Origin of the sequence: Alcanivorax sp. HI0007 (genome assembly GCF_001635525.1) — a bacterium.
Classification (GTDB): Bacteria; Pseudomonadota; Gammaproteobacteria; order Pseudomonadales; family Alcanivoracaceae; genus Alcanivorax.
On record NZ_LWEJ01000004.1, the window covers coordinates 1 to 9,388 of the forward strand.

A 9,388-nucleotide genomic window follows, 5' to 3' on the forward strand; every position below is an offset into this window, starting at 1 on the left:
ATTGGAGGGTGCTACCTTGGTAGCCCCCCTTTGAAAGGACGGGCTCAGGGGCGCTCGAGAACCAGCGTGGCCGGACTCTTCTGGGGTAGTTCAAGGGGTTTGACCGGAGCCATGATGGCAGCCTGATCCACGCCGCCGCCTGGTGCCGGGGTGTAACGGGCGCCTATGACCAGCGCCGCCGAGTCATCCGGATAGCGTTGCAGCCAGTCCCGGGCCGACAGCGACACGGTGGCCGGGAAATGGGGAACCACCTGGCGGCGGGCCGCCAGCGGCTGGCCACTGCTGCCGGCCTCACGAAGATAGACAAAGACGGTGCCGCCTGCGGGCAGATCGTCCGCCTCGACCACCGCCTGAATCCCGGCAAACTTTTCCTGACGTGACTTTTGCTGGCGGGCATTTTCCAGACCGCGTCGCAACAGATCACCGGTTTCACCCTCACTGTGGCGGGACAAAAGCGCTTGCCAGCCCTGCTCGGCCAGGTCATAGCGCCCGGCCCGATCCGCAGACATGGCCAGCATCATCCAGGCACCGTCATGGGCAGGTTCCCGGTCCAGCACCCAACGCAGCTCTGCCAGGGCCGGGTCCGTCAGTTTGCCACCGGCTTTCTGAATCAGCGCCCTGGCCAGCAGCAAGTGCATGGCGGGCTCCTGCGGACTCATGGCCAACGCCTTGCGGGCCGCTTCCTCACTCTGCTCCGGGGCGCCGAGTTGATCGTACAGCGAGCCCAGCGCATACCAGCCCATGGCAGACGGTTCCTTTACCAACTCTGCCTGCAGGACTCGCACCAGGGCGCCCACCGGCACCTCCGAGGCGGCACGCTCCGGAGACTCACCGGCGATAATGGCGCGGGCCACGTCGCGGTATTCCTGTTGGTCGGCAAGCCAGTCATTGGTGTGTTCGTTATAACCGATCAGGCCGTACCCGAGAGCCGCCAACAGCACCACGACCAGCGGGATGCCAATGGCTCCACGCATTACCTTGCCCGCCTTGCGGGCTTCGCGTTGCCACAGCAGCCATATCAGGGCGCCGAGGGCGACCAGCAGGACCACCGAAATCACTATCCACACCATTAACGGTCTCCCCGCTGATTCATGTCGCTTTCCTCACCGCCCTCATCACTGTCATCCACCCGGGCACTGGCCCGGCGCAACAACAGCACGATGATCACTGCACCACTGCCCAGTAGCAGCAATGGCGCCAGCCAGAGAATGGAGGTGGTCGGCGTTACCGGGGGGCGGTAGCTGACAAAATCGCCGTAGCGGGCCACAAAATAGTCGACGATCTCGTCGTTGCTTTTGCCTTCCTTGATCATGATCTCGACCCGGGCGCGCATATCCTGGGCAATGCCGGCATCGGAATCAGCAAGGCTCTGGTTCTGGCATTTGGGGCAACGCAATTCATCCAGCAAAACCCGAAACCGCTGTTCCTGTTCCGGGGTTTCGAATTGATAGATATCGGTGGCGGCCATGGCCGACAGGGAAATGCCAAGCAGAAAAACAATTCGCAGCATCCGTGTCATGCTTCCCCCCCCGGTTGGTTCTGTTCCAGCAAGGGCACAAATTTTTCCTTCCAGACACGGGCATTCAGGTCACCGGCGTGGCGCAGCACAATCTCGCCGTCCGGATTGATCAGGAAAGTTTCCGGTGCGCCGTAAACGCCCAGATCCAGACCCAACTGCCCATCCGCATCCACAATCACATGGGTGAAGGGGTTACCGTGCTCCGCCAGATACTGACGGGCCGGATCACTCTCGTCCTTGTAGTTCAACCCGGCAATGGCAACGCCCCGGGCGGCCAGTTCCAGCAAGAAAGGATGTTCTATATAGCAGGTGGGGCACCAGGTGGCCCACACGTTGAGCAACTGCCAACGCCCCTTGAGAGAGTCCTGCGTCAGGGTCTCGTCGGTCATCAGCGACGGCAGGCTGAAACTCGGTACCGGTTTGCCCACCAGTGCCGAGGGCAATTCCTGCGGGTCACGCCCCAGGCCGCTGGCCAACAACACCGCCAGCAACACGAAGCCGACCAGCGGCAGGAATACCCAGGGAGAATTAGCTTTCATTGGTCGCTTCCTTTTCCCCGTTGGCAAAACGCAAGCGCCGGTAGCGTTTATCCGACAGCGCCAGCACACCACCAAACGCCATGATCAGTGAACCCAGCCATATCCAGCGGATACCCGGTTTGAAATAAATCCGCACCGCCCAGGCATTGCCATCATCCAGGGGCTCGCCCATGGCCACATAAAGGTCACGCCAGAAACCCGCATCGATGGCAGCTTCGGTCATGATCTGGCCGCTGGCGTGATAGGTTCTTTTTTCCGGGTGCAGAATCACCACGGGTTCACCCTGGTAGGAAACCTGGAAATGGCCACGGGTGGAATCAAAGTTGGGCCCCTGATAGTTGTCCAGGCTATCAAAGACAAAATCGTATTCGCCGATACTGGCCCGGTCTCCGGGCCCCATGCGGATATCTCTCTCCACTTCATGGAAACTCACCAGGGTGATGCCAGCCACCATCACCGCCAGTCCGCAGTGGGCCGACACCATGCCCCAGTAAGCCCGTCCCAGTTTGCGCAGGCCGGTAAAGAATCCCTGACCATAGGCCCTGGCACGACGCACCACATCGTCCACGTGGGCAAACACCAGATACAACGCCAGCATGATCGCCAGGACACCTTGCCAGGGAGATGGCTCCGGCAATCGGGAGCCGAACCAGCCGGCAATCACCGCTGCCGGTGCCAGCATGGCCATCCGCTTGACCAGCACGCGGCCATCCTGACGCTTCCAGTTACTGAATACGCCCGGGACCATGAGCGCAATCAACGCCATGGTCAGCGGCACAAAGAATCCATTGAAATAGGGGCTTCGAATGGAAATTTTCAGATCCAGGGCCTCAAAGAACAACGGCGCAATGGTTCCCACCAGCACCACAAAGGTGGCGGTCAGCAGGATCAGGTTGTTGCCCAGCAAAAAGGCTTCCCGGGACACCGGCTTGAAGCCCTTGTTGTTTGTCAGGGTGGAAGAGCGGACCGCAAACAGCGTCAGTGCACCACCGGCGACCACGATCAGAAATCCCAGGATGAACGCCCCCCTCTCGGGGTCGTTAGCAAAGGCATGGACGGATGTGAGCACACCGGAACGCACCAGGAAGGTGCCCAGCAGGCTCAGGGAAAAGGCAATGATCGCCAACAGCACCGTCCAGGCCCGGAACAGGTTACGTTTTTCCGTCACGGCCAGGGAGTGGATCAGGGCGGTCCCGGCCAGCCAGGGCAGCAGGGAGGCATTCTCCACCGGGTCCCAGAACCACCAGCCACCCCAGCCCAGCTCGTAATAGGCCCACCAGGAACCCAACGCGATGCCGACGGTGAGAAAACTCCAGGCCACGGTGGTCCACGGCCGGGCCCAGCGCGCCCAGGCCGGATCCAGATTCCCGGCCAGCAAGCCGGCCACGGCGAAAGCGAAAGCCACGGAAAAACCCACATAGCCCATATAAAGCATGGGCGGATGAATAATCAGCCCCGGATCCTGCAGCAGTGGGTTCAGGTCTGCCCCGTCCAGCGGGAACCAGGGCAGCACGCGGTCAAACGGATTGGACGTGAGCAGCATGAACAACAGGAAGCCCACCGAGATCATGCCCATGACAGACAAGACACGGGCCACCATGGCCAGCGGCACGCTGCGACTGAGCACCCCCACCATGGCCGCCCAGCCGCCCAGCATCCAGCCCCACAGCAGCAGCGAGCCCTCATGCCCGCCCCAGATAGCGGACAGCCGGTAGGCCACGGGCAAGGCGGAATTGCTGTGATTGGCCACGTAGGCCACGGAAAAGTCGTTAATGTAGAAGCTGTAGCCCAGGCAGACCATGGAAAGGGTCAGGGCCAGCCATTGCACCCAGGCAAGAGGCCGGGCGTACCATTGCAGGGCGAGGATATTGCGCTGCACTCCCACCAACGGGAATACCGATAAACACAGGGCTGCAGCCAGTGCCAACCACAGGGATAGATGCCCGATTTCTGCCGCCACGAGAGCTCCTCAATCCGCTTTTTTACTGTCCGATGCCTGTCAAACCGCCATTACGCGCGGTCCGGCGCGCATAGCATCGGTACATGGTCCGGCAATTGCAAGTCCGTGGCGTGGGGGGAGCCGTTGAACAGCGCGAGGCGATTTTCACAGGCTCCCGAGCCGCAATTGACTCATGGGTATCATAGACAGGCGTCTTTATTGTCCGTTCATCGGTCATTTTCGGTAAAGCCATCCTTTCGACATATTTTGAGACGCTTGCTATTCGTATGCTTTCACTTGGCTTTGCTAGTATGCGTTCGATCATGACACCGTGTCATATCGGTGAAGATAAAACGTCATAAATCATCCATATACTCGGAATGCGCCATCAGGCCTTCACGGAGTAAGACTTTGAGCACTACAACAGAACAGAAATCCTCCTACGATCGCGAGGATCTGCTTGCCTGCGCACACGGTGAGCTTTTCGGGCCCGGCAATGCCCGTCTGCCCTTGCCCAACATGCTGATGATGGATCGTATCACCCACATCAGTGATGAAGGCGGCAAGTACGGCAAAGGCGAAATTATTGCCGAGCTGGATATTCGCCCGGACCTGTGGTTTTTCGAATGCCACTTCGAGAGCGACCCGGTGATGCCCGGTTGCCTGGGCCTGGATGCCACCTGGCAGTTACTGGGCTTTCTGCTTGGCTGGCTGGGCCACCCGGGACGTGGCCGGGCCTTGGGCGTGGGCAATGTGAAATTTTCCGGGCAGATTCTGCCCACCGCCAAGAAAGTCACTTACAAGCTGGACGTGAAACGGGTGATTTCCCGCAAGCTGATTCTGGGCATCGCCGATGCCACCGTCAGCGTGGACGGCAAGGAGATCTACCTTGCCGAAGACCTGCGCGTGGGCCTGTTCACTTCCACCGACGGATTTTAGGAGTCAATCATGCGCCGCGTAGTCATCACAGGAATGGGCATTGTCTCCTGCCTGGGCAACGATACCGACAGCGTCACCCGGTCCTTGCGCGAGGGTCGTTCCGGCATTCGCTTCAAGGAAGACTACAAAGAGCTCGGTATGCGCAGCCATGTTGCCGGCACGCCGGAGATCGCGCTGGACGACTTCATTGACCGCAAACCCCGCCGTTTCATGGGGGATGCCGCTGCCTACGCCTACATCGCCATGCAACAGGCCATCGCCGATGCCGGTCTGGAAGAGCACCAGGTCAGCAACGAGCGAACCGGCCTGATCGCCGGCTCCGGTGGCCACTCGTCCTTTAACCAGGTTGAAGCGGCGGATATCGCCCGCAACCGTGGCGTCAAGCGTGTGGGGCCTTACATGGTTCCCCGGGTGATGGCGTCCACCGTCTCGGCCTGCCTGGCCACCCCGTTCAAGATCAAGGGGATCAACTACTCCATTGCCTCCGCCTGCGCCACCAGCGCGCATTGTATTGGCAACGCAGTGGAACAGATCCAGCTGGGCAAACAGGATGTGGTGTTCGCCGGCGGCGGCGAAGAAGAACACTGGACGCTGAGCTGCCTGTTTGACGGCATGGGCGCCCTGTCCAGCAAGTACAACGACACCCCGGAAACCGCTTCCCGGGCCTACGATGCCAGCCGTGACGGCTTTGTCATCGCCGGCGGTGGCGGCATGGTGGTCGTGGAGGAGCTGGAGCACGCCAAGGCCCGCGGCGCAACCATCTACGCGGAAGTGATTGGCTACGGCGCCACCAGCGACGGCCATGACATGGTTGCCCCCAATGGCGAAGGCGCCGCCCGCTGCATGCGCCAGGCCCTGGCCACCGTGGAGGGGCAAGTGGATTACATCAATGCCCACGGCACCAGTACCCCGGTGGGGGATGTGGCCGAGCTGAAAGCCATCAGTGAGGTCTTTGCCGATAACTGTCCGTCCATCGGCTCCACCAAGAGCCTGTCCGGCCACAGCCTCGGCGCGGCGGGTGTCCACGAAGCCATCTACAGCCTGCTGATGATGCAGCACAACTTCACCGCCCTGAGCGCCAATATCGAGACGCTGGACGAGAAAGCGGAAGGTCTGCCGATTCTGGTGCAAGGCAAGGACACAGGCCCAACCACTGTACTCAGCAACAGCTTCGGTTTTGGTGGCACCAATGCCAGTCTGGTACTGCGCAAATGGGAAGGGTGAGAAAGGCAGTGAATAGTTAACAATTAATAGTTAACAGCGAAAAAGAGCTCGGCATTGCCGGGCTCTTTTTGTTTGGGGTATTTGTTTTTGCAAGGCCGCCCTGCATCGCTTCGAGTCCACGAAAACCTTCCTTCATTCGTAGGGTGCACTGAGCCTCAGCGAACTGCACCAATCGGGCGTTTGATGGTGCAGTTCGCTTAGGCTCAGTGCACCCTAGGTTTTGTAACGCTGCCGGTGTTTAACCCAAAAAAAAAGCCTCCGCAGAGGAGGCTTGAAAATACCGTCATAGCTATTCCTGCCGAGGCAGGTCCCGAGCCTGATGACGATAGGCACACAAGATTGCGCAGTCAGAACCAGTGATCTTCCATCTTGATAAAGGTGTTGTCCGCACTGATAAGCCGTTGCGCGTCCAGCTCAACCCGGGGTAGCTCCCAGTGAAAGAAATACTGTGCCGCCTGCAATTTTCCTTGCGCAAAATTATGGTCTTCGGGCGCCTCCAGCGCAGCGGCCGCATTGGCTTGTCGCAGCCACATCCAGGCCGCCACGGTATGCCCCATCAGTTGCAGATAGGCATTGGCGTTGGACAGGGCCATGCGCGGCCCCTGCTCTGCCATCAGCTTGCCCGCCACTGTCGTGGCCGCTTCAATGCGCGGCAACATGGCCTTCAGGGCCTGGGCAAAAGGCTGGCAGCGTTCGTCTGTGGTGTTATCTATATCGGCCAGCATACGCTGGGCCAGCAGTTGAAGGCCCTTGCCATTGGCCATCCACACCTTGCGCCCCAGCAGGTCCATGCCCTGCACACCGGTGGTGCCTTCATGGATCGGGTTAAGTCGGTTGTCCCGCCAAACCTGTTCCACCGGGTACTCCCGGGTGTAACCGGCGCCACCGAATACCTGAATGGCCATGTCGTTGGCTTTGACACCAAATTCCGAGGGCCAGCTTTTCAGTACCGGCGTCAGCAGATCGAGTAACAGGTGCGCCTCTTTCGCCGCGGCCTCGTCACCGGTCTCGATATCATCCACCAGACGATAGCCATACAGACTCATGGCAATGGCCGCTTCCGAATAGGCTTTCTGGGTGAGCAGCAGACGCTTCACGTCCGCATGTTCAATGATCGGCACCTGCGGTTTGCTGAAATCCGCATCGTCCGGGTGACGACCCTGCAGGCGATCCCGGGCGTAATCCAGCGCAAAGCGGTAGCCCCGATAGCCCAGCACGGCAGCCCCAAACCCGACCCCGACCCGAGCTTCATTCATCATCTGGAACATGTAACGCAACCCCTGGTGGGGTTCACCGACCAGATAGCCGTGACAATCATCATTATCACCGAACGTCAGCGCCGTGCTGGTGGTACCGCGATAACCGAGTTTGTGAATCAGCCCGGCCAGTATCACGTCGTTACGTTCGCCGGGGTTGCCATCCGCATCCAGGCGATACTTGGGAACCACAAACAGGGAAATGCCTTTCACGCCTTCCGGACCGCCGGGTATCTTGGCGAGCACCAGATGCACAATATTCTCCGCTAACTCGTTGTCACCGCCGGAGATGTAGATCTTGTTGCCCTTGAGGCGATAGCTGCCGTCATCCTGGGGCACCGCACGGGTGCGGATGTCCGCCAGGGAGGAGCCGGCATGGGGTTCGGTCAATGCCATGGTGCCGGTAAAACGCCCCGCCATCATCGGCGTCAGAAACTGTGATTTCAGCGTATCGCTGGCAAAACTGCGAATCACATTGGCCGCTGCTGCTGTCAGAAACGCATAGCCGGTGGAGCTGGGATTCACACAGGTGAACATGCCTTTACAGGCCGCCGCAGCGATCTCCGGCAACTGCATGCCCCCTTCTTCAAAGCTGGCCCGCGAAGACAGGAATCCCGCATGGATATAAGCGTCGAAGGCCTCTTTGACTTCCGGACGCATTACCACCTTGCCGTCCACAAAGGAGGGTTCTTCCTTGTCCGCCAGGCTGTTGTGATTGGCGAATTTTTCCCGGGCCAGTTTCTCGGCGGTATCCAGTGCGGCCTCAACCGTCTCGCGACTGTGTTCCGCAAAACGCGGACGTTGAAACAGGGTGTCGGTATCCAGCACCTCGAACAACTGAAAACTGAGATCACGGCGATCGAGAATCACATCACTCACGGCTTGGCTCCGGTTAATTCAGGTGGAACAGCTTGCCATTCCCCCTGCCCATCTGGCATTGTCGCCTATGACTTATTCATGGTGGAATACGACACGATGTATCGAGTAGCCGTATTAGCCTTCGATGGCGTTTTTGCCTCTGCTCTGACCGGGGTGGTGGATTTGTTCAACCTGACCGGTGTGACTTGGAACCGGATACATGATCAACCCTTGAATCGGCAATTCGAGGTCAAGGTTGTCTCCCGGGGCGGCAATCCGGTGCGCTGTACCAACGGCATCCGCATGGCAGTGGACTGCTCCCTGGAGCAACTGGATCAGGCTGACCTGGTGATCGTGCCAACCATCGGCGGCAAGCTGGAAACCGTACTGGCCCAGGAACAGGAGGCGCTGCCCTGGTTGCGATTTCTTTATCAGGGGGGCGCGGATCTGGCCAGCAACTGTACCGGTGCCTTCCTGTTGGCAGAAGCCGGCCTGCTGGACGGCAAGACCGCGACGACCCATTGGGGTTTCAGTCAGCAGTTCCGGCATCATTATCCGCAGGTCAAACTCAACGAGCGCGAGCTGATCACCCGTGATGGCAATATTTTCTGCGCCGGCGGCGGCACCGCCTGGCGGGATCTGACCATCCTGCTGGTGGAGCGTTATTGTGGCGCCGACCTTGCCCGGGAGTTGGCCCGCGCCTTTGTGATTGATGTACGTAATGACCTGCAAAGTATCTACGCCGGCCTGCCCGCCCACAGCTACCACCAGGACGATCAGGTGCAGACCATTCAGGCCTGGATTCATGAGCACTACAAGCAAAGCACCAGCCTGGGCCAGCTGGCGGAAATGGTCCACCTGAGCCCCCGCCAGCTGCAGCGTCGCTTTACCACCACCCTGGGCGAGCCTCCACTGCAATATCTTCAGCGGGTACGCATCGAGGCAGCCCGCAAGATGCTGGAACGCGGCACCAATAACCTGGCAAAACTGTCCGAACAGGTTGGCTACCAGGACGTGAGCAGCTTTTCCCGTCTGTTCAAGCGCCATACCGGCCTGTCTCCCAGCCATTACCGTCAGCGTTTTGCCCGCACCGGCGCCCTCACTGACTGACCGT

At 59.7% G+C, this 9,388-nt stretch carries 8 protein-coding genes; 3 read left to right on the forward strand and 5 right to left on the reverse strand.

Features of this window, described 5'->3' with window-relative positions:
- Positions 1 to 44: 44 nt before the first annotated feature.
- Genes A3714_RS00615 through A3714_RS00630 form a run of 4 tightly spaced genes read right to left on the reverse strand, consistent with a single transcriptional unit; the run spans position 45 to position 4,018 of the window.
- A complete protein-coding gene (locus tag A3714_RS00615) occupies positions 45 to 1,070 on the reverse strand; it encodes a tetratricopeptide repeat protein (RefSeq protein WP_063508853.1) in 1,026 nt (341 codons plus the stop codon).
- Positions 1,070 to 1,510 (reverse strand): cytochrome c-type biogenesis protein, encoded by a 441-nt coding sequence (locus A3714_RS00620; protein ID WP_062817850.1) that lies wholly within the window; start codon positions 1,508 to 1,510, stop codon positions 1,070 to 1,072. The genes A3714_RS00615 and A3714_RS00620 overlap by 1 nt, the downstream gene beginning before the upstream one ends.
- A gap of 5 nt (positions 1,511 to 1,515) precedes the next feature.
- Positions 1,516 to 2,058: a DsbE family thiol:disulfide interchange protein gene (locus tag A3714_RS00625; RefSeq protein WP_062817851.1), complete on the reverse strand. Its 543-nt coding sequence runs from the start codon at positions 2,056 to 2,058 to the stop codon at positions 1,516 to 1,518.
- Positions 2,048 to 4,018: a heme lyase CcmF/NrfE family subunit gene (locus A3714_RS00630; RefSeq protein WP_063508854.1), complete on the reverse strand. Its 1,971-nt coding sequence runs from the start codon at positions 4,016 to 4,018 to the stop codon at positions 2,048 to 2,050. The genes A3714_RS00625 and A3714_RS00630 overlap by 11 nt, the downstream gene beginning before the upstream one ends.
- Positions 4,019 to 4,408: 390 nt before the next feature.
- On the opposite strand from A3714_RS00630, the gene fabA reads away from it, so the two are divergent.
- Together fabA and fabB are read left to right on the forward strand one after the other, a co-directional pair.
- Entirely contained in the window at positions 4,409 to 4,936 is a 528-nt protein-coding gene (fabA, locus tag A3714_RS00635) for a 3-hydroxyacyl-[acyl-carrier-protein] dehydratase FabA (RefSeq protein ID WP_062817853.1), read from the forward strand.
- A gap of 9 nt (positions 4,937 to 4,945) precedes the next feature.
- Entirely contained in the window at positions 4,946 to 6,160 is a 1,215-nt protein-coding gene (fabB, locus tag A3714_RS00640) for a beta-ketoacyl-ACP synthase I (RefSeq protein ID WP_062817854.1), read from the forward strand.
- A gap of 347 nt (positions 6,161 to 6,507) precedes the next feature.
- Here fabB and A3714_RS00645 read toward each other — a convergent pair whose 3' ends face one another.
- Entirely contained in the window at positions 6,508 to 8,295 is a 1,788-nt protein-coding gene (locus A3714_RS00645) for an acyl-CoA dehydrogenase (protein WP_063509156.1), read from the reverse strand.
- A 96-nt stretch (positions 8,296 to 8,391) separates the two neighbouring features.
- Between A3714_RS00645 and A3714_RS00650 the strand changes: the two genes are divergently transcribed.
- On the forward strand, positions 8,392 to 9,384 hold the full coding sequence (locus tag A3714_RS00650; protein ID WP_062817856.1) for a GlxA family transcriptional regulator: 993 nt from the start codon (positions 8,392 to 8,394) through the stop codon (positions 9,382 to 9,384).
- Positions 9,385 to 9,388: the final 4 nt, after the last annotated feature.

Coding starts and splice junctions, on each gene's coding strand:
- A3714_RS00615 (WP_063508853.1), bottom strand. CDS start 1,070: ATGGTGTGGATAGTGATTTCGGTGGTCCTGCTGGTCGCCCTCGGCGCC.
- A3714_RS00620 (WP_062817850.1), bottom strand. CDS start 1,510: ATGCTGCGAATTGTTTTTCTGCTTGGCATTTCCCTGTCGGCCATGGCC.
- A3714_RS00625 (WP_062817851.1), bottom strand. CDS start 2,058: ATGAAAGCTAATTCTCCCTGGGTATTCCTGCCGCTGGTCGGCTTCGTG.
- fabB (WP_062817854.1), top strand. CDS start 4,946: ATGCGCCGCGTAGTCATCACAGGAATGGGCATTGTCTCCTGCCTGGGC.
- A3714_RS00650 (WP_062817856.1), top strand. CDS start 8,392: ATGTATCGAGTAGCCGTATTAGCCTTCGATGGCGTTTTTGCCTCTGCT.